The sequence below is a fragment of the Kordiimonas sp. genome (assembly GCF_048264555.1).
Classification (GTDB): Bacteria; Pseudomonadota; Alphaproteobacteria; order Sphingomonadales; family Kordiimonadaceae; genus Kordiimonas.
Genome location: NZ_JBLXCX010000004.1, coordinates 248,652 through 269,140, shown reverse-complemented (window position 1 = coordinate 269,140; position 20,489 = coordinate 248,652). Strand labels below are relative to the sequence as shown.

Here is a 20,489-nt window from a genome sequence, read left to right as displayed (position 1 = left end):
AACAGATTAAACCAATTAAAAGAGGGACATTAAAATGCCCGAGTCAATGACAGCTACACTGATGATTTTCTACACCGTTTTTTTGGGCCAGATCTATCTGATCTCAATTTACTACCCCGGCAAGATTGCGGCCCGCATACTATATGTGCTGGACAACTACCCACCATCCGACTACCCGAAACTTTACCCGTCAGACCAAAACAAACCTGAGGTTATAAGAAGCAAGCTCGGCTTCTATAAGGCCTATAACACCGTCGTCGCATTAATTGGCTTCGCCATTCTTGTAGCAATGCTGGCTATGGGGTACCGCCCTTCACCCAAGGGAGGAGATGAGATATTTGTTATGCTCTATTTCTTCTTGCAGGCGATACCACTTATTCTCATCTCAATCTCTGAGATGCGCCAATATAAACTCATGCGCACGACCTTTGTTTCACAAACGCGAAAAGCGGACCTTAACCCCCGGCACCTATTCGATTATGTCGCGCCAAGATATGTGGTCACTGCGGTAGTGCTCTTTATCGGGTGGCTTGCGTTTTTCCTGAGTGGCAATAATTTTGGCGCGGATGAACCGGTAAAAATCTTTGCTGTAATCGGCCTTATCACAGGCATGAACCTCGCCTATGTGGCCATCATTACCTTCTTTATTAGCGGTAAGAGGCTTGACCCCTACAAGGGAGCAGCAGACCGCAACAAACAAATTGAATCAACCGTGAAAGCATTGGTTCTTTCAAGCATCGGGGTCAGCATTTTCATGATGGCGACACAGGCCGCAGACCAATACGCTCTCGAACTCTTCGACCCGGTACTCGCAAGCTTTTATATGCAGCTATGCATCATCTTTGGCATTGGCCTCGCCCTTCGCACGGAGGATGTCCGGAAGATGGATTTCGAGGTGTATCGCGACAAAGAGCCGAAACAAACGAGTTAGGAAACTTGGTACATGATAGTGGCGCCCTAGACCACCACCCCGGTCAATAGCGCCTTTCCCTAAGCTCACAGATCAAAGCGCGATAGCCACATCATGTGCCGCAGCGGGTATCTTAAGATACCCGCTGTCTTTTTACTGAGTTCGGTAATTAGACTGCTGTCTTCACACCGGGCTTAACAGTCCAACCTAAATCCTCGGCCCGCTGGGCAGCAAGCGCCGGAATATCAGTCGCAATGAAGTTTTTATGCAGCACCTGAACACCGAGCATATGGTTGATCATGGCATCCAGCTGTACCTTGCGCGCACGCGGCGTATCGTCATTTTGAGCTTCGCCAATAAGCTGCTGCACGCCAAAGCGGTCAAGAAGACCACTATCAAGGATGGCCTTATCGCCCAAAAATTCTTGGGCAAGCTCCATCATGGAAGACCATTTGTCTTTATTGGTCGTCGCGGGCGGTGCCATGAAGGCAAATTTTTCTCGCTCATATAACGTCTTAGGCAAAAGGCCCTTCATGGCTTCTTTCAGCACATATTTTTCTTTCCGGTCCTTAATTCGGTGTAAGGGCGGTATTTTTACCGCCATTTCTGCGAGATGGTGATCAAGGAACGCCGGGCGCGCTTCCATCGAGTTTGCCATGTCTACCCGGTCCCCACCCCACGTAAGGATCTGCCCCTCAAGCATGGTTTTAGACCAGACGTATTGTGCCCTATCAAGCGGGTGCCGGCCATCAAGCTTGGTCCTGTCTAACTTTTCGGCGATAGCGAGCCCCGGCTTATAGGTTTCAAGAAGAGCCCTCCTGTCCTGGTTCATAATTGTGCGCGCAGTGTCTTCGCACGATAGCCACGGCTGCAAACAGCTTGGCGTAAAACCGATGCGGTCAGTCAGATACATATCATCATGTTCTTCCGCCGATAACATCGCACCTTTTACAAGCTTGTTGCTTTCACCAAGCATGGCTTCCCAGCGCTGCCGCTCAGCTGCGTCCATATCTTCAAGGCCATGCAGGAACAAATCTCGGCGGAAGGACGGATACCCGGCGAACAACTCGTCTGAGCCCTCCCCTGTCACCACCACCTTATAACCTGCGTCGCGCACATGTTGGCTCATCAAATATTTAGCGACAGCGAGCGTGTTATAGATCGTGCGTTCAGCGTGCCAGACGGTTTTCTCGAAATGACCATAGAGCTGGTTGCCGTCCAGCCGCAGGATATCCTGATCGGCACCGGTTGCTGCTGCCATCTCTTGCGCGATGGGTGTCTCATCATAGGCCGCGTCAGCAAAACCAATGGTGAAGGCTTTCACTGGCCCCTGCCGCATCGCGGCGGAAAGCCCGAGAATGGAGCAACTATCAACCCCACCAGAGAGATAACAACCAACAGGCACGTCTGCCATCAAACGCAAACGCACGGCTTCTGTGAGACCTTCACGCACCGCCTCAATGCTCTCAGCCTCGTCCTTCTCGCCTTTATGGAACTCCGCCTCAGGGAACTCAAAATCCCAATAGGGACGATCCTCCACCTGATACCCGAGCCCCTGCCTGCGGAAGGTCACGACGTGCCCCGGCTTGACCTGATTAATGCCCTCATAAGCCGTGGTGCCGGGCACCATCACCTGCATCAACTGGTGCAAAAGGCCTTCGTTATTGAACCGGCGAGGCACATCAGGGTGTGCCATCACGACCTTGATCTCAGACCCAAACACAACACCTTCGTCGTGGGCATAATAGTAAAGTGGTTTGATACCGAACCGGTCCCGCACCAGATGAAGCGCATCTTCCTCAGCGTCATAGAGTGCAAATGCAAACTCACCGCGCAGGCGGCGCAATGTCTCCTGCAAGCCAAACCGTGGCATCAAATGCAGGATAATTTCACTGTCACTTTTTGTGCGGAAACGGTCGCCCCTGCTGGTCAGGTCAGTGCGGATACGCTGATAGTCGTAAAATTCACCATTATGCGCGAGCAGGAGTTTCCCGTCAGTGCTTCTGAAGGGTTGGCGAGCACGGTCTTCATCGAGATCAATGATCGAAAGGCGCGCGTGAGAAAAGCCCACGCCTTCACCGTCCACAACCTCAACACCAAAACCGTCCGGGCCTCGGTGGTGCTGGATTGCAGCCATGTTGGCCAACAACTGGGGATTAACGGGACGATTGCGTTCGCGATAGAAAATTCCAGCTATACCGCACATATTACTCTCTGCTTTCTACTTAATTAGGGGAAGATTGGCGCGCTACCGCAGCCTTTTAAACGATGTCCATCACCATTTCAGTGCGCTGCACCATGCAGGTCAGAAGCGCCATACGCATGAACACCGCCCCGCGGGCTTGCGCGAAATACCAGTTGTGAGGCGTACTATCGAGCGACCGACACAGCTCTTCACCGCGCGCGAGCGGATGTAACACAATGGCGGAAGGCTTGAGAGGGGAACTGGCATCCAGCTTCAGCGTTTTGCCCATCACCTCAAAACTGTCTTCAACCCAGGCAATTGCGTTGATGTAAACAACGTCTAAGTCGGGGAGTTCGTCATTGAGCACTGTGCTTTCGCGGATATTGAGCCCTTCCCGCATCAACCCTTCCCGCTGGCTTGGGCCGTATAGTTCTTCGTCGCTACCGTCATGGATCACCACAACTTCCTCAACCATGGGCGCAAACCGCGCTAGCAATGTCAGGAAGCTCCGTACCGTACGCATCCGCCTCGGCACACCAACGATACCGATGCGGATTTTCTCGGTTGGCTCCTCTGCCATCAAGGCAGGTTTCCATTTCATGATTGTGTAGAGGTCTGCGAGCGCTTGGGTTGGGTGCTCATCCGTGCCATTTCCTGCGTTAATAATGGGGATACGCAGTGTATCCATCATCTCCATTACCGACTCTTCGCGGCTGTCACGCAAAACCACACAATCACCGTAATTGTTGAACATTTCCGCCACATCCGAGAGGCTCTCGCCCTTCGCAATACCTGTAGTGGAGCGGTCTGTGATCGACATGATGTCACCACCAAGCCGGTGCCACGCACTCTCAAAACTCAATCGTGTGCGGGTTGAGGGCTCATAAAAAGCACTGATGAGCAGCTTGCCTGCAAGTGGTTTGATCGGAACAGAAAACCGTTCGGGATTGGCCTCAAACTTGGCAGCCAGACGGAAAAGCTGCATCAGAAGCGGCCGCTCAAACTGCGCTGCGCTCGCAATATGGCTATTGGAGAGTGCTTGCAAAAATTCATGCTCTTCCGTGATAGCACGCAACAGGTCTTTTGGGTGTGCATCGCCATACACATCCGGGCGCGCGGGCTCAAACGTGGCTGCACCGTCAAAAATTGCTTTTTCTGCGCCTACCATAACGTTTTCTCCTTCACATCACGCCAAACAAGATAAATCAGAACAACAGGCGCCACACACGTAAGCACGAGTGCAGGCACCACGAGGGCTTCAAGCCCTTCGACGGAAATCATGGATTGTCTCCATTTGCAGGATTGCGGGCTTCGCCGAGGCGGGCCCACTCGAATTCAGGTTTTCCCATAAGCGCAAAAAGCATCACGAGCATTGAAACGGCGGCAGACACAAGGGCCGCAACATAAAAGCCAATGGCAAAATACGCGTATAGACCACTAGCAGTACCAAGCACCATCGCGAGGCTGGCAAGCATACCGCTCCCCTTCCGGAATAGCAGGCCAACAGTGATCGGCCAGATCGTACTGGCCACAAACGCACCGGTGAAATGCAATAGCGACCCAAGTGTTGCCAGTTTCGGCAAGCTCAAAGCCCACGTGAGGGCACCAAGCCCAAGGATAATTGCAACCGCAGCTTTTCTAAGTTCCGCATTGCTGGCGTGCGGGCGAATATGCCCTTTGTAGATATCTTTGACGATCAGATCTGACGTGGCCGCCAACACACTATCAAGACTGGAAGCAAGTGCCGCAAATACCACCACGAACACGAGGATAGCGCCCACAAGACCGAAAAGCTTGCCTGCCACCAACGGTGCCACCATATCAGGCGACGGCACATTGATGCCCAGCGCGGGCGCCGCGAGCGCAATAAGCCCGGCAACGATCGGGATAGGCAGCCAAAACACCCCAGCCAGCGCATAAGCACGGAACCCCACACCCGGTGCAAACGCAAAGGCCCGCGACCACCAGACGTTCGAGTGGAATATCTCACCAACGCCAAAAAACAGGTTGTTAAACAAAAACATGATGGAGGCGGGTAGCAGCAGATTAAGGAGCTCAGGACGTTCCGCCTTCAATTCAGTGTGAATAGCCTCAAACCCAACCTCGTTAATCACCAGTACCGCAAGCGCTACAACACCAACAAGAATGAGGATGGTCTGCACAAAGTCCGTACCGATAACAGCCTTGAGACCACCGAAGACTGTATAGAGCGTGCAGATCACCACGATGACGGTCATCCCGTAAGCATAAGGTATGCCCGCGAGTGCGTTAATTAGGAGGCCCCCAGCCATTCCGAGGCTTATGAGCCATCCAATGCTGTAGAAGAAGGAGATCAGCAGAAATATACGCCATGCCAGATTGCCATATCGTAAGCGGATAAAGTCGCCGCTCGTATACCCCTCGGGCATCATCTCGCGGATACGCCGCGCGAGTGGCGCAAACAGCAACAGCCCCACGGCACCAAGTGAATATCCCACCATGCCCCAGATACCGAGCTGATAGGCGAGTTGCGGCGCTGTCATAGTCGTATTGCTGGTGACCCATGTCGCCATCGCTGTAGCGACAGCAAACCCCATACCGACCTTGCGGCCCGCCAGAATGTAATCATCAAGGCTGTCATTATCACGGCCAAGACGCCAGCCCAGCCATACCCACAATAAGGAAAAGAGCCCGATTATCAGCCAAGCTATTTCTGCTGGCAGAACTGCATCAGCGTTCATCATGGATCATTGCTCCACGTTGTCTGAGGATATCTTGTCGAAAGATTGGGCAGATCCGGCTCCCTGCCCCTTGAGCAGCAGGCCCACGAGGACCAGAAACATGACCGCGCCGATCGCAAAGAAGGTCCACGCCCGTACAAGCGGATGATGTTCTACCTTAATTTCAAGCAGCTCCGGCGCTGGCACACCTTCAACTTTTAGGCGAAATAGATAAGTCCCATCAGCAAGACCACTCAGCGTCGATGCACGGTCAGGTCCACTATACAGCTCCCGCCAGCCGGTCGCTGTTTTCTGTTCCAGAACGAAGGAGTTTCCATCCGCATCAGGCCATGCCACTGTTGCATAACCCGCCAATAGACCATTATCCACAAGCACAAGATCATCGGCGAGCACCGCAGGAAGTTGCGCTCCGAAAAATGACATTATTATTACGGCTAAAACTAAATGGTATGGGGCTGTAGCGCGGATTATCCCGACCCTTTTCCTGTATTATTGTCAAATAACTGCCTTGGCCGATGGGCAACTTACTGTAATATTATTTTGAATTCAAATTATTTGTTCTCCGCTACATCTTCGCGTTATGGTCCATCGGCGAGGCGCCCCAAGAAAAGGAAGGCTACATGGCCAATGTTTCAATAAAACGTATCGAACACGATCTTTTTGAGCTCTCCAAGTTCGGCTTTAACGAAGAGGACAAGGGTGTATATCGCCAAGGCTTCACGGACGCAGACATGGCTGCCCGAAAATGGCTGATCAACCTACTCGAGCAAGAAGGCATGAGTGCGCGCATGGATGGCGCAGGGAATGTCATCGGACGATACGGTGAGATGGACCGCCCCGCAGTGATGATCGGGTCCCATCTTGATTCCGTGCCCGCAGGCGGCATCTATGACGGCACTTTAGGCGTTATTGCTGGCATTGAATGCATTCGCACCATTAAGGAAAACGACATCGAGCTCGATTACCCAATTGAGATAGTTGGTACCAGTGAAGAAGAGGGCCGCTTTGGCGGCATGCTCGGCGCACAGGCTCTCACAGGCAGCATCACACTGGACTGGCTGGAGAAAGCCAAGGACGAAAATGGCATTATGCTGAAAGATGCCATGGCTCAACACGGACTGAACCACCACGATGTGCTGCATGCCAGACGTGATCCGAAAAGCCTGAAAGCCTTCCTGGAAATTCATGTTGAACAAGGCCCCGTCCTTGAAGCGGAGAAAAAATCCATTGGCGTTGTTGAAGGGATTTCAGGCGTCTTCAAATGGATCGTAAGACTGATTGGCAAAGCGGACCACGCGGGCACCGCACCGATGAATATGCGCTCTGACGCCTTTTTGGGCCTCGCTGACTTCGCGCATCAAATTCAGCGTATCATTGACGAAGAAGGTACTGATAAATCACGCATCACAATCGGACACGTAGCGCTCAAACCCGGCTTTCCTCATACTGTGCCTGGCGAGGTCGATTTCACCATCGTTGGCCGTGATCTCGACCCAGAAATTATGAAGGGCCTCGCCAATGCATGTCGCAGGGTACTCTCCACCATCGCACGGCGGCACCGCCTGATGTTCGAATATGAGCAGATGAGCTGGCTTGAGCCACAGTATTGCGACACGGAAGTTGTTGACCTGATTGAACAGAAAACGATCGACCGCGGCTACAGCTATATGCGCATGCCCTCAGGGGCTGGTCACGATGTACAGTTCTTCAGCAACATCACCAAAACCGGCCTCATTTTTGTGCCCAGCGTAGGCGGTGTAAGCCACGCCCCGGACGAGCTCACCCATTGGGGCGACATCGAGCAAGGCACCAATTTGCTATTAGACTGCGTGGTCGAGCTCGCGACCGACAAGCCTTAAGGATTGCCACCTCATGGTTTTACCGCTAATGCAAACTGACCAGCCATCTCTAGGTCAGCAAGCTATGAACGACTATGACGATATCCTGATTTCGATCCGCCGCATCATGCGCGCGATTGATCTCCAGTCAAAGCGCCTCGTGAAAATGTCAGGTTTGACGGCTCCACAACTTGTGGTGATGCAAGCCTTGAGACGAGACGGCAAAGTCTCCCCAAGCTCCGTTGCCCGCACCGTAGCACTGAGCCAGGCAACCATCACCTCCATTCTTGATCGGCTGGAGAAAGCGAACCTAGTACGCCGTGAACGCAGCGAAACGGACAAACGCATTGTCTATGCCTGCCTCACCACTGAAGGCCAGAAGCGGCTCGAGGAAGCCCCCGAGCTCTTGCAGGCGGGATTCCTGCGGCAATACAGGCAACTGGAGGAATGGGAACGCACCATGCTTGTGAGCGCACTTCAACGCATCTCAACAATGATGGACGCGGAAGACCTCGACGCCTCCCCTATTCTGGATATCGGCGAAATAGAGAAGTCCTGACTGAAAAGACTGCCACTTTTGTGCCGACTTTCGCCCCTCTTGGGACGCGCAATTGTTTCGTCGGTACTGGGCATGGCGCAGGATTTACAAACAGACCATAAATGCTTTTACGCACAAAACTTGGTCAAGACATCGTGAGATACGATGTTAACCCTTGCTCGATCCTGTTTTGCCGCCATGATGCCCCAACAAGACAACATTGAGGGGAAAACACATGCAAAAGAACTACAAAGGGGGCTGCCACTGCGGTGCTGTAAGGTATCAGTTCACCGCGGAAATTAATGATGTCATGGCCTGCAACTGCTCCATGTGCGCGAAACGAGGACACCTGCTCACTTTTGTTCCGGCAGATCAATTCGCTCTCGAAAGTGGCGAAAACAACCTCACCGACTACCAGTTCGGCTCCAAGACCATCCACCACCTTTTCTGCTCAACTTGCGGCGTAAACAGCTTCGCAAAAGGCAAGATGCCCGACGGCAGCGAAGTACGTGCAATTAACGTATGCTGCGTTGATGATATTGACTTGAGCGCGCTTCCGATCAATCACGTGAACGGCAAAGACTTATAGCCCAACCGAAACCGGACACCCGCATGCGCATATATTTTAAAACTCTTATTTCCCTACTTTTTCTATACTTGCTGCCATCACAAACGTTGGCGAACAATTCTCGTGAATCAGATGGTGAAGTGGATATCGCGCCGCTCGCGGAAGGTGTGTGGGTTCACACCTCTTATCATACATTCTCCAACGGTTTGCGCTATCCTTCTAACGGGTTGATCGTGAAGGAAGGCAATACACTCACGCTCATTGACACCGCATGGGGCATCGAGCCAACCAAGGTGTTGTTAGACAAGATCGAACGCACCATAGGTTTGGCTGTTACCAAGGCCATTGTGACCCACCATCATGACGATCGCGTGGCGGGGGTGGCAACACTTCAAGCCAGGGACGTAGAAGTATACGCCCACCCCATGACCCGACAACTCGTGACAGAAAACGGCGGTACCGCGCCTAACCGAAGCCTGAACGATATCTCAGCAGCGGGCACATCGATGGAACTAGGTAAGTTGACGGTACTATACCCCGGCCCGGCCCATGCTACTGACAACATCATGATATGGCTAGCCGGCGAGCGAATACTTTTCGGCGGCTGCCCGATAAGAGCAATGGACGCCACCACCATGGGCAATACCGCAGACGGAGACCTGGCATCCTGGCAGATCGTGGTTTCAACGCTGATGAAACAATATTCAAACGCTCAAGTTGTCATCCCTGGGCACGGCACACCGGGCGGGACAGAACTCTTGTCCCACACCCACACACTCCTGATGAATTCCATGGTCGATTAACCGGCCCGTCAAGGTGCGATTAGACAGGAAAGTAACAATGCCTTTGGCGAATACAAAGACATCACGATCAGCAAGAGCTCATGTAAGGCATACATTCACCGCAAGCCCCGAGGATGTTTTTGATGCCTGGCTTGACGCTGACATACTTGCTCGCTGGATGTTTCACCCCAATATCCGCCAGGAAGAAGTGATTAACCTCTCGTTGGACGGGAGACCTGGCGGCACTTTTCGGTTCCACGTGCGTCGTGGAGACGAGATGCTGGAGTACTACGGCACCTATTATGACGTTAACCGCCCTACTCAGTTGGTTTTCAGTTGGATATCCGCAAAGGACCACAAGAAGACGCTGGTGTCGGTAACCATTCAAAAAAATGGGACGGGCTGTGAGCTAAACCTCACCCATGAGTTGGGGGCCTGTGCGGAAGACTATATTCGCTTCGTTGAGATGCGCTGGCGGGCCGAGTTTGCCATACTGTCTGAACTGGTTAACTAACGCCCCGCCGCACTTAACCTATCTGTCAGTAAGCTTAGCTGCGGCCAAAGCAATGGGGAGCCCGACCAAACAAGTATGGGCAAAAATCGCTCCCACAAAATACCACCCTTCAGGTACCTTGCCAGGCACTGCCGCAGACAAGGGAACAACGATATAATTCATCACCCCCATCAGCACCACACCATAGGCCAGCCCGGAAGCAACAGGCCTTGATGTGAGGATCGGAAAGATCTGGCTAGCCCCAACATAAACACTCGCCATGATCAGTATGATAAAATAGTGCAATCCACCACCAAGGATGGCTGATGCCATGCCACCAGAGTAGGCTTCCGCACCCTGCACCCCACTGGCAACAGATTGCCAGATTTTGATCGCAGGCACACCGCGCAACCCATGCGCTGTAATTGCGTAGATTATATCGAGTGTACCGGCTATCAACCAGCCGACAGCTATCGGCAATACCATTCGCATTCTCATTTCCTCCCTGTATAAATGGATGATGATGCGTAGACCACCACGAGACGAACCAAGGGTTAGGTATTGTGGAGCAAGGCCTTACATCATATATTAATCCATATGGGTGAATTTATAGATGATTGTTAAAGAGTCAACACTCGATCAGACCCTGATTGCTCTCGCCGATCCTACTCGACGGGCAATTCTCAGGCGGTTACTGGAGGGAGAAGCGCGTGTGACGGAGATCGCGGCGCCGTTTGACATATCACTCAATTCAGTATCGAAACATATTCGAATTCTTGAGCGCGCCAATCTGGTAAGACGTCAGAAACAAGGCCGCGAGCACATACTCTCTATCGCCCCCGCCCCGCTAGACGAAGCCGCAGAATGGATCAATGCACAACGTTCACTCTGGTCGGCACGTCTTTCTGAGCTTGATATGCTGCTAGATAAAAAGGCCTAAACACCAAGCCTCTATTCCGCCTTCCTCGCGCGATGCCGCCTGACTTTTGCACGATTGCCACACCCTTTGGCACTTGAGCACCAGACACGTCGACCGGGGTGCGAATTATCAAAGAAAATCATCCGACACTCAGGACAGCTTCGCAGGCGTGCCATATTACTTTGTGATAGGCATCTGATAGCGTCTGCAGCCAACGACGAAAAAAACGACTGAACGGCAGATATAGCAGTGTAGACGACTTTGCCCTCAACCAACTGAGGAACGGGCTGAGGCAACCGTGCATACCGATTGATTATCGCCGTGTCATCTGCCGCCGGCACCTCGCCCTTCAACCGTGCCGATGCACCGCGGTATATCGCTTCCCTCAATTCGGTCGCTGCCTGCAGGTCTGCACTAGAACTTAAAACATCTAGGCCCAAATCTCCAAACACGACCCCAAACCACCTATCAAGATCGGCAGGCCCCTCAAGCAACTCTATCGCGCAGCCAGATCGGTTCGCGACTGTATCCACGAGATCCAGGCAAGGAGCACCGCTGCAAGTTTCGAACTTTCTTCTTGTCATATGTAACCTTTAATAGTAGTTACATTCAGAGTCAATCGGGAGCCGCAAGATGCACCTTCGTCATACCTTATTGGCAACGCTGGTTGCCGCCGCATGGGGGTTCAATTTTGTGGTCATCCATGTGGGCATTGGCGACTTCCCGCCGCTCCTATTCTCCGCCCTGAGATTTACTCTTGCGGCCATTCCGCTCGTATTCTTTATCCGTAAACCTGATGTTCCCTGGCGAATAATACTCGGCATTGGTGGCATGTTAGGGGTCGTGAAGTTTTCACTATTGTTTATCGGCATGGATGTGGGCTTGTCGGCAGGACTGGCGTCTCTCGTTCTACAAACCCAAGCCTTCTTCACCATCATTCTGGCAGGTCTGGTATTGGGTGAACGGCCAAGTGGTGGGCAACTTGCGGGCATGTTCGTTGCTTTCTCGGGCATAGCCCTTGTAGCTTCCACCGTTGGTGGTGACCTGTCCGCCCTTGGGCTCAGCTTAGCGATCGCCTCGGCGCTGGCCTGGGCCTGCTCAAACCTGATCATGAAAAAAGCCGGGCCCGCTGACATGCTGAGCTTGATGGTTTGGGTAAGCCTGGTCCCGCCCCTTCCACTAATGTTGCTCTCCTTCCTGTTTGAGGGTGGAGATGCCATTGTTGCTGCTTTCCAGAATCTTCGGCTGGTCGGCATTGGTGCCACACTATACATCGCTTTTGTGGCCACCATCTTTGGCTTTGCTGTCTGGGGGAAACTCATCAATATATATGGCGCAGGTAAGGTGGCTCCCTATTCACTGCTCGTCCCCATTTTTGGCATGAGTTTTTCATCCCTTCTGCTGGGGGAAGAGTTTGGCCCACTAAGGTTGATTGCTGCCGCGCTGGTTATCTGCGGCCTAACGATCAACCAGCTAAGTGGCCGCAAACCGGTGTCACTCAAACCTGCGGAGTAATAACTTCGTGAATTGAATTCAGACGCAAGAAGCGGAGTTTTACCAGCCTTCTCCATCCCTACCTTGGTTGAAGCAAGGATGGAGAATTTTATGAACACGTGTGGCAGCCGGAAAACACGCACTTCCTGTACTCTGATAGGCATGGGTTTAGCAGCTGTCTTTTTATCGATAGCGACGCATGCGTTTTCGCGAGCATCACACGCAAACGATGATCTTAGCAGCGTGTGGTCCTGGACTAAAGACGCGAGTGGCATCGAGGCAATCCAGATAGACATCATTCGCGGACGGGTGGAGACCGTCGTTGCTCCAGATGACGAAATCCGCGTGACCGCATCCATCGCTGGCACCGAGAGGTTATGGACGGCAGACCTGAAGCAAACCCAACAAGGGCCCATACTCGTCATCAAAGATAGTTATACGACTACGCTGCCACTCTGGCTTCATAAAGAATGCTTGCCACCAACCGGCAGGCGAGGAGATTTCTGGCACACGGACGCGCGCTTCCGCATCACAGTTTCAGCCCCCGAGACCATTCGCGTTCTGACAAAAATTGCCAATCAAACCCCGTCAAATCCTTAGACGCACATTGCATCATTGCCATTACATGGCCCTGCAACTAAATTCCCCCAATGAGTGCCAGTTCCCGTGTCAGGAAGATCATGGAAAAGATAAAGCAATATTTTCTGCCCACCTTCATGCTCGTCTCAAGCATTATCCTGCTGATTGTTGGGGTGCCCCGCTTTTTGCATGAACTCATGCTGGTGCCAGGGACACCAATCCATGAGCGGGTATCCCGGGGGGAAAATGTAAGTGACGACGACCTTGATGTCTTGGAAGATTCGCGCCTTCAAGCCCTTAGGTTTGTGGAACTACCCGCAGCCTACAGCGATTTAGGTGCATCTTATCTGGTGCGAGCACAACGTGCGACGACGGACGCCGATAGAAAAATGTTTGCAGAAAAATCTATTGAGGCATCCACGACAAGTGTCGAGATGGCGCCACTCAACACCTTTGCATGGGCCCGCATTACGGCAGCAAATATCATACTTGGCGAAGAAAACTATCCCGAAGCCGCCACAGCCTGGCGTCTATCCATAGCAACCGCCCGTTTTGAACCCTTCCTTCTCATCCAGCGTGTTCATATGGGTATATTACTTTATGACCAACTTACAGAGGAAGATATCGACCTCCTCAAGGACCAACTAGGCATGGCCTATCGTTGGAATAAAAAGCAGACTAGGCGCTATGCTCAACAACAACAACTCACCGAGTGGTTTGTATTTCTCTCCGAAGGAGGGTCAGAGGCTGCAGAATACTTCGCACAATAAAAGGGGCTACCAAGCAGGCAGCCCCTCCATAAATATCGATCTATCACGCGATTTATCAGGCGAAGTAGTTAAACCCGATCAGATTCCATGTGTAATAGAAGCTCACCGTCAGCACCGCAACGAAAGCCACAATCGTGTGTCTAATGCGCGGCCAGACACCCTCAAACTCTCCATCACGCCACACCACAAACGTTGTATAGAGGTGGTAGAGCGTGGCGAGCAAAGCAAGGATCGGGAACACAAGTGCTAACTTCAGTGTACCTGGAATGCTATAAAACAACGCCTGCATGCCACCGGCCAACGTAAGCCCAATGAATACAAAGAACAGAATGTTCGCAAGCGAAACCGCAAGTGTCGCGTTGTAGGCTTTTTTTGCTGCTCCTTCGAGGCCACGGTACCGGGCCCACTGAAGGCATAACCGCACAACTACGCCAATGAACACAAGAAGCGAAAGCACCACCACCGTGGTGATATATCCCTTGGTTTCGTAGAAAGCTGCCGGGTAAAACTGCATCACTCCCATGCCGTCAAATACATAGCCGGTGATTTCGCCGCTGTCGTTTTCCTGAAAGATAACCTGATCGTTATCATCTACTTGCCGGAAAACATTCTTTCCAACCTCCACATAACGGGTGTCGTTGATCATCAGAGTATTATCGGGCATCACAGCAACAGCCACACTACCAAGCCCGCGAAGGATGCTTTCAACCTTACTGTAGCTATTGCGCGACGAGATATAGGTTCCTGCATATTTCTGCCCGCGTTCTTGGAAGTCCGCTGGCGGCTCAACATGTGGCAGTTCTTGAGGGAAAAACTCATCATAGAAATTTTCTACAAAAGCCTGATGCACCGGCCCAGCACCCGGGCCCGAGAAGCTTGAAAACAGCATGAAGTCGTTTGGGATTGAGAGCCCAAAATGTGAAATGAATATAGTCGTGCCACCGTCGTGACCGAAGTTCTCAAATGCAGGTCCACCAAAGTCCCGCTTAAGGAAACCAAGCCCGGTACCACGCGCACGCGGGTCATGGGCAAAGCCCTCGCTCAGCATTTGGTTAAGCGTCTCCTCTTTCAGGATGCGAACACCGTCATACGCCCCACCATTCAGCAGCGCACGCGCAAATTTAGCCATATCAGGCGCAGACACAGCAGCAGCCCCCGCCGGGCCAAAGTTGGAGATAATCTCGTACGGCGTTTCTTTGTATTTGCCCGCACCGTAGGTATATGCTTTGGCCATGAAAGGCTCGAGCTCAGCCGGAAGTGGCTCCGCAAAGGTGGAGTGGGTCATGCCAAGCGGCTTAAAAATATGATTGTCAACATATGTGTTGAAATCTTCACCCGACACATTGGCGACGATCAAGCCAGCGAGCGCCGTAGCCCAGTTGGAGTATGACACCCGGGTGCCCGGTGCCACCACCCGTGTGGGCTGGTATTTTTCAAGCGCTTCCGCAAGCGGCATAATACGGCCGGCATCGTTAAGGATCAGATACCCAAGTGCCCCATCCTCAAACCCTGGTGTATGCGTGAGGATATGCCTGAGCGTAATGGGTTGACCCGGGAATGTGTCCTTAACCTTGAACTGGCTGACGTAATTATTCACATCCGCATCGATATCCAGCTTACCCTGTTCGGCAAGCTGCATCACGGAGACCCACGTAAACAGCTTCGAGATAGAGCCCGGTCGGAACATGCTGGTTTCAGCGTCCACAGGAATACGCTTTTCAACATCAATATAGCCGTAACCTTTCTGAAAGATGATCTTGTCATCCTTCATGACCGCGACAATCCCGGACGGGCTATGTTCCTTCTGCATCAACGGTTTTACGACACCATCAACAAAGGCTTCCACCTCGTCCGCATCATTCAGGTCAGGCGCGCCTGCGAAGGCACTCCCAAACCCAAAGAGCATGGAAAGGCCAAGCGTTGCCGCCATCCTTTTCAAACTCCATTGTCCCCTTTTAACCAACATTCTTCTGTCCCTCCTTCAGTTGTCACTCGCTGACAATTTTCCCCTCATCCACATTCCGGTGAATGAATTCCAATATGTCTGGATCTCGCGGAGCAGCGTGTCCAAACGCTGAACCGGCATGCCCTTTTATGTATTTATCAAAGAAGCCAAGCACATAAGTATTCATGATGCGGTTCATGGTATCAGGCGACACCGGCCCAAACATGTCGAATTGAGCCGCTATCGGCATCAGATACGCGAAATCGCTGTAGTTCATGTGCTGCGCGTCACCAACGGTAAGGCTGTAAATCGGCCCGGTTGCCTGCAGGTATACAAACTCATTGGTTTTGAACCGAACTGGCCCACCACGGCTCGCGGTTTCTTTGAACAAACTCTGATCCGAATTCATGATCATGAACGGTCGACTTATAGGAAACTCCATATTGTGTTCCCCAAACTGCAGGCCGTCCATATTGATGCCTGCCTGACAACGACTGTCATTCAGGCACACCATCCCGGCTGCTGCCCCACCATAGGACATACCAAAAACACCAAACCGATCGGTTCTAATTTTGCTGTAGAGATCGGAGAACTCAGGAATCGCCTCAGCCTGCAATTGATCGAACAAAAACTCGGTGTCCTCGACCCACACTTGAAGACCGGTAATGAACCCCGGCTGGTTAGTCATAAGGGCGGATACTTCCTTCAAGTATGCTTCATAATCTTCAGCATCCGCCATACGGACTATTGTGTCGATGAGTGCCTGGGTTTCTTCCGGCGTATCTGGACGCGCACGAAACTGCTTGGTGGGATCAAAGCTGACCTCGCGACCGTCGCCTAAGCGCACCCAAGCGGCCTGATAAGGGTGTTCAATGGAGAAAACCACATATCCGTTGCTGGCAAGGTGTTCCATCAAGAGAACATTTTGCGCACCGATGGAACCAAAACCATGACTGAACACCAGCGTGGGAAGAGTACCCCCTGAGCTGACGATATTCACCCCTGAAAAACTATGCCCCTTGATGTCTTCCAGATAGTCGAAAAACTCTAAGGGTAAGCCCAAATTATCTCCCATCAGGTGGGCTGCCTGTTCAGGGTCAGGAATGAAAGGCAGCGGGTCTGCGTCAATTGGCACCTTTCCCGGATACCATACCTGCACAACCAACTCACGGCGGTCCGCATCATCAGTCGCGGCCTCAGCGCGTGCATCATCTACGATGACAGCCCGCATGTAACCAACCCCATACGCTCCCGAGGGTGCTGGCGGATTGAAGACCGGGAAACCGAGCGGCATAACAACCGAAATCACAGCAAGAAGCGATGATAGCACGATATAAATGCCAAAGACCGTACCACGTCGCCAGTTCCCCGGTTTTGGGTACTCAAGCCGGGCGAAAGTCACGAAGGGCAAGATGAGTGCCAGGATAGCTCCAGGCACCAACGGCCCGCGTGGCGTACCAAACGTAGAAATTGCTACAAAACCGGCAAAGGCTATGCCCGACGCCAGAAAGGCGGCTCGAGCAAACCGCGCTTTCGGCAAAAAGCTGAGGACAAGGGCGACAAAAAGCACGCCAAAGACAATAATCTCAAATGGTCCTGTCATGTCGCCCCCAGCACGTTCGTATTATGCGGTCCAAATATCGCCCAGCACGCGTTTGAAGTTGTCGCCAAGCACAAGGCGGATATGATCTTCTGAGTAGCCTCGCGCGAGCATGCGGTCTGTGAGGTCAAAGATGCGTTTCGGATGGTCAAAGCCGTCTGCATCAATCTTGCCCCGGAAGCCGTAGCTGGCTTTATACTGCCCCTTAAGCGCGCTATAGGCAGGTTCAGGGATATCGTCATAGCCGTTCATGTCCATGTCGGAGCCGACGCCTACATGCTCTATCCCCACAAGCTTGGCCACATAGTCGATGTGATCAATGAGGGTCTCGATAGTGGTGGGTTCCTTGGCAGAGAGGAAGTTTCTTACACCAGTGATCCCCATCACACTGCCAGCCTTGCCCATGGCCCTAATCGCCTCATCCGATTTGCAACGCACATGACCTTCCGCCAGTGCCCGCACGTTCGAGTGGGTAATGAGAACCGGCTTTGTGGAAAGCTCGAATGCATCAAGGGTTGTTTTGTCGCCACAGTGCGAGACATCAACAGCCATACCAAGTTCGTTCATGCGCCCCACAACGGCCGCACCAAAATCGCTGATACCACCGTCCACCCGGTCCGTAGAGCCCGAGCCGATAAGGTTTTGGCTATTATAGGTCAGTTGACTAATGCGCTGGCCCATATAGTAGAACTGGTTCACATCGTCGACTGAACGGAAATGGTCTGAATTCTGGATACCGAGAATATAACCTATACGTTCACCCTTTTTCAGCGTGCCTAGGTCAGCGATGCTGTCAATGCGCTGCAGATGCTCTGGGTACTCCGCTGCATAAGCGTTGAGCCGCGCGATAAAGGGGGCAGCATCATCCGCCCCAAGGCCCACTGCGGGGTGGAATACATCCACCCCTGACGCCAATAACAGATCGAGTTCTTCCCGGCTGACAGCCAAACCGTCAGACAGCTTCGGGTTCTTGCTGAAGGCCGCCGTCATCATGTGCTTGAAAGGCGAGAGGATCGACAACATGTCGAACACCTGCACCGAGTTCACCACATCAAGCACTTTGGTGCTGTACGCGGCGTCGCTCGCAAACACCTTGAAAGAGCCGAAGTTTACCATAGGCATTGCAATGGCTGTTGCCGCAGCACCGCGCAGGAAAGAACGACGATTAAACTTTGACTGTGTCATTGTTCTCTATCCTTTCCTGGTCCTAGTAGTGCTGGAAGCCGAGGATGTTCCAATAGTAGTAGAACACCGTCATATAGGCACCCGCGAGCGCAACGAGCGTATAGTGCACGCGCCGACCTTTGCGCCAATACCCCTCACGCCATGCCTTTACCGCGTGGTAAACCACGCCGATGGTCAGCAGGCTTGAAACAATTGGCAACACAAGGTTTAGGTCAAAGATGAACGGAATATTTTGATAGAGCTCCATTTTGTAGACCGAGACAATGAGCCCGAGGAAAATAACGAACAACAAGTTCGCGCCCGCCATACCCATGGAGAGACGAATAGCGGTTCTCTCCCGCGCCTCCATCAGCTTGTATTCCTTGCGACGGTAGCACCAGCCAACAAATACGGTCACAAACAACAGGAAACTCACAAGCGGCAGCAGCATCTTGAAGAGGCCGCCTTCAAAGGCCGGGGCCCGGCTTGAGTCCATGAAGGGCAGCCCCTCAATATAAAGGTCCATGATTTCGCCGTTTTCATTCTCGCCGAAAGCTATCTTGTGTGGGCCATCGACTTGGCGGAACAGATTTTCACCAATTTCCACGTAGCGACGCGGCTCGCCAAAGCCCGCGAAGATGAGCGTACCTTCCCCTGACGGAGCAACTTCCAACCCACCAGAAATGATGCCCATGGCCTTTTCAAGAGTGCTCTGGTTGTGACGCCAGAATTTGTAGGTACCCGCATATTTAGCGGCCCGTTCATCAAAGTCTGCAGGAGGTGTAATTACCTCAAGTTCAACCGGGTAGTAGTGGTCGTAGAAAGTCTCCACAAACGTATCACGACCCTTGGTATCAGACGGTGTGGCATAGGAGATGAAAATGCCCAGTTCCTCCGCCTCATCGATCAGCATGTTGGTATGGAACTGGAAAGTATCACCGCCATGGCCGATCAGCCTGTGTCCGTTCACATACTCTTCGTAAAAACCGTGCGCCATACCACCAAGGCGCTTATCGCCCTGAAACAGCACCGAATGCATCTGTGCCGCTGTCTCCTCTTTGAGGATACGATTGCCATCAAGCTCACCTGCATTCAGGTGCGCGAGCATGAATTTTGCCATATCCGTGGCCGAGGATGCCATGGCCCCCGCAGGACCAAACCCGGTGATCAACTCATAGGGCTGTGCAACCGGTTTGCCTGCTTCATTGAGATACCCCATGGTCTGCCCGCCAGCGAGACGCGCTGGAAGAGGTTCGACAAAGGTAGACTGTGTCATGCCCAAGGGCTCATAGATATTCTTCTCAACATATTCGTTGAATGGCACCCCCGAAACGTTAGCCACAATCAGTCCTGCGAGTGCTGTCGCGTAGTTGGAGTAGGACGAATATTTGCCCGGTGGGTTTATGCGCGCAGGGATATATGTCGACATCGCTTCCCTGAGTTGAGTGATGTTATTGATGTCATAATTGATCAGGTAACCGAGCGCTCCCTCCTCAAAGCCCGCAGTGTGGGTAAGGATATGCCGCATGGTGATGGGATCATCATAAGTGTCAGGAATCTGGAAGGTTTTGAGATAGGTGTTTACATCGGCATCAAGGTCGATGTTACCACGCTCCACCTGCTGCATCACGGACGTCCAAGTAAACAATTTTGAGGTTGAACCGATACGGAAAAGTGACGTCTCAGGGTCGACAGGGATACCTTTATCGATATCCTGCATGCCATACCCCTTGGCGAAGATAAGCTCACCATCTTTGACGACCGATACCGTAACACCTGAAATATCAAGCGTTTTACGGTGGCTCTCAACCATACCGTCAATAAAGCTTTCCAAGCCCTCATAAGCCAGTACTTGAGCCGAAGCTTCAGTTTCGACGTCGGGCGTTTGGGTATCTTCCTGCGCTGATGCAGGAAGATAGACCCCCATCATAAGCGCTGCAAACAACGCCACCAATTTCCGTATCATTTTCCTCACTCCCAGTTT

20 protein-coding genes are annotated in these 20,489 nt (G+C 52.3%); 10 read left to right on the top strand and 10 right to left on the bottom strand.

All coding sequences use genetic code 11. From position 1 onward, the window contains the following. The first annotated feature begins 34 nt into the window (after nt 1-34). Nucleotides 35-931 (top strand): hypothetical protein, encoded by an 897-nt coding sequence (locus ACN0XZ_RS13205; RefSeq protein WP_417458245.1) that lies wholly within the window; start codon nt 35-37, stop codon nt 929-931. A 148-nt stretch (nt 932-1,079) separates the two neighbouring features. On the opposite strand, the gene asnB is transcribed toward ACN0XZ_RS13205, so the two are convergent. From asnB to ACN0XZ_RS13185, 4 genes are all read right to left on the bottom strand, one after another. Next, entirely contained in the window at nt 1,080-3,116 is a 2,037-nt protein-coding gene (asnB, locus tag ACN0XZ_RS13200) for an asparagine synthase (glutamine-hydrolyzing) (RefSeq protein ID WP_417458244.1), read from the bottom strand. A 55-nt stretch (nt 3,117-3,171) separates the two neighbouring features. Beyond that, nucleotides 3,172-4,263 (bottom strand): aspartate/ornithine carbamoyltransferase family protein, encoded by a 1,092-nt coding sequence (locus tag ACN0XZ_RS13195; protein ID WP_417458243.1) that lies wholly within the window; start codon nt 4,261-4,263, stop codon nt 3,172-3,174. Nucleotides 4,264-4,372: 109 nt separating this feature from the next. Continuing rightward, nucleotides 4,373-5,818: a sodium:solute symporter family protein gene (locus ACN0XZ_RS13190; RefSeq protein ID WP_417458242.1), complete on the bottom strand. Its 1,446-nt coding sequence runs from the start codon at nt 5,816-5,818 to the stop codon at nt 4,373-4,375. Nucleotides 5,819-5,821: 3 nt separating this feature from the next. Then, entirely contained in the window at nt 5,822-6,238 is a 417-nt protein-coding gene (locus ACN0XZ_RS13185; RefSeq protein ID WP_417458241.1) for a hypothetical protein, read from the bottom strand. Nucleotides 6,239-6,435: 197 nt separating this feature from the next. Here ACN0XZ_RS13185 and ACN0XZ_RS13180 point away from each other — a divergent pair, with 197 nt between their 5' ends. The 5 genes from ACN0XZ_RS13180 (at nt 6,436) to ACN0XZ_RS13160 (ending at nt 10,055) form a co-directional block, all read left to right on the top strand. Beyond that, nucleotides 6,436-7,674, top strand: a complete 1,239-nt coding sequence (locus ACN0XZ_RS13180) for a Zn-dependent hydrolase (RefSeq protein ID WP_417458240.1) — start codon at nt 6,436-6,438, stop codon at nt 7,672-7,674. 64 nt (nt 7,675-7,738) lie between these two features. Then, nucleotides 7,739-8,212, top strand: coding sequence for a MarR family winged helix-turn-helix transcriptional regulator (locus ACN0XZ_RS13175; RefSeq protein WP_417458239.1), 474 nt, complete (start codon nt 7,739-7,741; stop codon nt 8,210-8,212). Between the two features lie 214 nt (nt 8,213-8,426). Continuing rightward, nucleotides 8,427-8,780, top strand: coding sequence for a GFA family protein (locus ACN0XZ_RS13170; RefSeq protein WP_417458238.1), 354 nt, complete (start codon nt 8,427-8,429; stop codon nt 8,778-8,780). Between the two features lie 86 nt (nt 8,781-8,866). Next, nucleotides 8,867-9,562 (top strand): subclass B1 metallo-beta-lactamase, encoded by a 696-nt coding sequence (gene bla, locus ACN0XZ_RS13165; RefSeq protein WP_417458237.1) that lies wholly within the window; start codon nt 8,867-8,869, stop codon nt 9,560-9,562. 37 nt (nt 9,563-9,599) lie between these two features. Continuing rightward, entirely contained in the window at nt 9,600-10,055 is a 456-nt protein-coding gene (locus ACN0XZ_RS13160; RefSeq protein ID WP_417458236.1) for an SRPBCC family protein, read from the top strand. 18 nt (nt 10,056-10,073) lie between these two features. On the opposite strand, the gene ACN0XZ_RS13155 is transcribed toward ACN0XZ_RS13160, so the two are convergent. Beyond that, on the bottom strand, nt 10,074-10,526 hold the full coding sequence (locus ACN0XZ_RS13155; protein WP_417458235.1) for a DUF1440 domain-containing protein: 453 nt from the start codon (nt 10,524-10,526) through the stop codon (nt 10,074-10,076). A 121-nt stretch (nt 10,527-10,647) separates the two neighbouring features. Here ACN0XZ_RS13155 and ACN0XZ_RS13150 point away from each other — a divergent pair, with 121 nt between their 5' ends. Continuing rightward, nucleotides 10,648-10,974: an ArsR/SmtB family transcription factor gene (locus ACN0XZ_RS13150; protein WP_417458234.1), complete on the top strand. Its 327-nt coding sequence runs from the start codon at nt 10,648-10,650 to the stop codon at nt 10,972-10,974. Nucleotides 10,975-10,985: 11 nt separating this feature from the next. Here the strand turns inward: ACN0XZ_RS13150 and ACN0XZ_RS13145 are convergent, their stop codons facing one another. Continuing rightward, a complete protein-coding gene (locus tag ACN0XZ_RS13145; protein ID WP_417458233.1) occupies nt 10,986-11,537 on the bottom strand; it encodes a CGNR zinc finger domain-containing protein in 552 nt (183 codons plus the stop codon). Between the two features lie 49 nt (nt 11,538-11,586). Here ACN0XZ_RS13145 and ACN0XZ_RS13140 point away from each other — a divergent pair, with 49 nt between their 5' ends. The 3 genes from ACN0XZ_RS13140 (at nt 11,587) to ACN0XZ_RS13130 (ending at nt 13,796) form a co-directional block, all read left to right on the top strand. After that, nucleotides 11,587-12,468: an EamA family transporter gene (locus tag ACN0XZ_RS13140; protein WP_417458232.1), complete on the top strand. Its 882-nt coding sequence runs from the start codon at nt 11,587-11,589 to the stop codon at nt 12,466-12,468. 222 nt (nt 12,469-12,690) lie between these two features. Next, nucleotides 12,691-13,047 (top strand): hypothetical protein, encoded by a 357-nt coding sequence (locus ACN0XZ_RS13135; RefSeq protein ID WP_417458231.1) that lies wholly within the window; start codon nt 12,691-12,693, stop codon nt 13,045-13,047. Nucleotides 13,048-13,127: 80 nt separating this feature from the next. Continuing rightward, the gene (locus tag ACN0XZ_RS13130) at nt 13,128-13,796 is read left to right on the top strand and encodes a hypothetical protein (RefSeq protein ID WP_417458230.1); all 669 of its coding nucleotides are present in this window, start codon (nt 13,128-13,130) and stop codon (nt 13,794-13,796) included. Nucleotides 13,797-13,851: 55 nt separating this feature from the next. Here ACN0XZ_RS13130 and ACN0XZ_RS13125 read toward each other — a convergent pair whose 3' ends face one another. The 4 genes from ACN0XZ_RS13125 to ACN0XZ_RS13110 are packed head-to-tail and all read right to left on the bottom strand — an operon-like array spanning nt 13,852 to nt 20,471. After that, on the bottom strand, nt 13,852-15,726 hold the full coding sequence (locus ACN0XZ_RS13125; protein ID WP_417458229.1) for a serine hydrolase domain-containing protein: 1,875 nt from the start codon (nt 15,724-15,726) through the stop codon (nt 13,852-13,854). A 58-nt stretch (nt 15,727-15,784) separates the two neighbouring features. Continuing rightward, a complete protein-coding gene (locus ACN0XZ_RS13120) occupies nt 15,785-17,311 on the bottom strand; it encodes an alpha/beta hydrolase family protein (protein WP_417458228.1) in 1,527 nt (508 codons plus the stop codon). Between the two features lie 54 nt (nt 17,312-17,365). Continuing rightward, a complete protein-coding gene (locus ACN0XZ_RS13115; RefSeq protein WP_417458227.1) occupies nt 17,366-18,526 on the bottom strand; it encodes a dipeptidase in 1,161 nt (386 codons plus the stop codon). A 22-nt stretch (nt 18,527-18,548) separates the two neighbouring features. Next, nucleotides 18,549-20,471, bottom strand: coding sequence for a serine hydrolase domain-containing protein (locus tag ACN0XZ_RS13110; RefSeq protein WP_417458226.1), 1,923 nt, complete (start codon nt 20,469-20,471; stop codon nt 18,549-18,551). Between the last annotated feature and the right edge of the window lie 18 nt (nt 20,472-20,489).

Excerpts from the sequence above, each read along its gene's own strand:
- ACN0XZ_RS13155 (WP_417458235.1), bottom strand. The coding sequence starts at position 10,526 with ATGCGAATGGTATTGCCGATAGCTGTCGGCTGGTTGATAGCCGGTACA.
- ACN0XZ_RS13140 (WP_417458232.1), top strand. The coding sequence starts at position 11,587 with ATGCACCTTCGTCATACCTTATTGGCAACGCTGGTTGCCGCCGCATGG.
- ACN0XZ_RS13190 (WP_417458242.1), bottom strand. The coding sequence starts at position 5,818 with ATGATGAACGCTGATGCAGTTCTGCCAGCAGAAATAGCTTGGCTGATA.
- ACN0XZ_RS13205 (WP_417458245.1), top strand. The coding sequence starts at position 35 with ATGCCCGAGTCAATGACAGCTACACTGATGATTTTCTACACCGTTTTT.
- ACN0XZ_RS13175 (WP_417458239.1), top strand. The coding sequence starts at position 7,739 with ATGAACGACTATGACGATATCCTGATTTCGATCCGCCGCATCATGCGC.
- ACN0XZ_RS13125 (WP_417458229.1), bottom strand. The coding sequence starts at position 15,726 with ATGGCGGCAACGCTTGGCCTTTCCATGCTCTTTGGGTTTGGGAGTGCC.
- ACN0XZ_RS13170 (WP_417458238.1), top strand. The coding sequence starts at position 8,427 with ATGCAAAAGAACTACAAAGGGGGCTGCCACTGCGGTGCTGTAAGGTAT.
- asnB (WP_417458244.1), bottom strand. The coding sequence starts at position 3,116 with ATGTGCGGTATAGCTGGAATTTTCTATCGCGAACGCAATCGTCCCGTT.
- ACN0XZ_RS13110 (WP_417458226.1), bottom strand. The coding sequence starts at position 20,471 with ATGATACGGAAATTGGTGGCGTTGTTTGCAGCGCTTATGATGGGGGTC.
- ACN0XZ_RS13130 (WP_417458230.1), top strand. The coding sequence starts at position 13,128 with ATGGAAAAGATAAAGCAATATTTTCTGCCCACCTTCATGCTCGTCTCA.
- ACN0XZ_RS13115 (WP_417458227.1), bottom strand. The coding sequence starts at position 18,526 with ATGACACAGTCAAAGTTTAATCGTCGTTCTTTCCTGCGCGGTGCTGCG.
- ACN0XZ_RS13160 (WP_417458236.1), top strand. The coding sequence starts at position 9,600 with ATGCCTTTGGCGAATACAAAGACATCACGATCAGCAAGAGCTCATGTA.
- ACN0XZ_RS13195 (WP_417458243.1), bottom strand. The coding sequence starts at position 4,263 with ATGGTAGGCGCAGAAAAAGCAATTTTTGACGGTGCAGCCACGTTTGAG.
- ACN0XZ_RS13145 (WP_417458233.1), bottom strand. The coding sequence starts at position 11,537 with ATGACAAGAAGAAAGTTCGAAACTTGCAGCGGTGCTCCTTGCCTGGAT.
- ACN0XZ_RS13185 (WP_417458241.1), bottom strand. The coding sequence starts at position 6,238 with ATGTCATTTTTCGGAGCGCAACTTCCTGCGGTGCTCGCCGATGATCTT.
- ACN0XZ_RS13150 (WP_417458234.1), top strand. The coding sequence starts at position 10,648 with ATGATTGTTAAAGAGTCAACACTCGATCAGACCCTGATTGCTCTCGCC.
- ACN0XZ_RS13180 (WP_417458240.1), top strand. The coding sequence starts at position 6,436 with ATGGCCAATGTTTCAATAAAACGTATCGAACACGATCTTTTTGAGCTC.